Source organism: Cupriavidus sp. 05T313 (genome assembly GCF_056396665.1).
Map to the genome: position 1 here is coordinate 1 of NZ_JBFTLX010000525.1, position 1,110 is coordinate 1,110.

Genomic DNA, 1,110 nt, shown 5'->3' on the forward strand with positions numbered 1-1,110 from the left:
GCCGGCAACTGGCGCCGGCAACTGGCGGAGGCAGAGCAGGCGCTCGGACGAGGGCAGACGGCGCAAGAAGGGCTGCGGGCCGAACTGGCAGCGGCACTAAGACGGGCCGAGCGCGCGCAAGCGGAAGCCAATGCGACGCGCCACTTGGCGACCGCCAGGCGCCGCGCGCCGACCACACGCACCAAGTTCAAGCCGGGGTCGGCCTGAGGGGGGGCACCCGAGGGAGGGGATTTGTCCACCGCGCCACGGGATAAGCCTGTGCGCAAACCGTGCGAGGACCAGATGCCCGGCGGGCTCCTCGGGTCTGATTAATTTTTGAGCGGCGGGGTGACCACGTGATTCCCAATCCCCAAGGGAGCTGGTTGCGTTACACCAGCGATCCGCCGGAACAATGTTGAGGCCTAACCGTCTTTGAGACGACAACGCAGGATCCTGCTCCGCAGCTTCCTCAAATCTGTGCACCTAAAATGATGTCGATCGAAATCGAGCGCGCCGAAGCGATTACCTGGATCCGCATCCAGCTGGCTCAGCATGGGCTGAGCCTGTCCCACCTGCAGGCCGCCGGCTGTTTTTCCGAGCCGCCACCGGCGACGTTGCCTGGTGTGGTGCGCTACCGCAACGCGCACGGGCAGGGCTGGGACGGCCGCGCCGCAATGCCCGACTGGCTGCAGCGGGCGGTCAATGCAGGGCAGACCGTGGAACATTTCCGCGTGCCCGTCGCGGAAGCCACGGGGCGCGCCGGGAAGGGGAGTTCCCATTGTGATGAGCCAGGAGGATCTGCAAAAGGCAGGTCTGGAGGCGCTAGGGAAGAAGTGGGCGTGATGCGTGGTTGGCGAAATCGGTAATGGACGGCCTTCCGAGGGCGCCGTCCGAGAATACACCACTGCCGTTTCCGCGCCGATGCCATGCCCCGCCATTGACAAGCGGAACTTCATTAGCTGTCGCATCTGCTGCTCTCAAGAAACAAAAATAACGGTTCTTCAGACTTTCGTGTGGGTAGGTAGTACGCTTTCGCGCATGGCTTGGTAAGGAGGTGTGCGATGGACAGCGTGGAACTGTACCGGCAGCTGCTTGGCGTGACTGCGCCATGGACGGTGGAGCGTGTCGACC

At 64.0% G+C, this 1,110-nt stretch carries 1 protein-coding gene and 1 pseudogene; both read left to right on the top strand.

All coding sequences use genetic code 11. The features are described 5' to 3' along the window. Positions 1-207: pseudogene (locus AC1DKD_RS41450) on the top strand (DNA-binding protein); the annotation flags it as partial. 260 nt (positions 208-467) lie between these two features. Next, positions 468-845: an H-NS histone family protein gene (locus AC1DKD_RS41455; RefSeq protein ID WP_441635758.1), complete on the top strand. Its 378-nt coding sequence runs from the start codon at positions 468-470 to the stop codon at positions 843-845. Positions 846-1,110 lie beyond the last annotated feature (265 nt).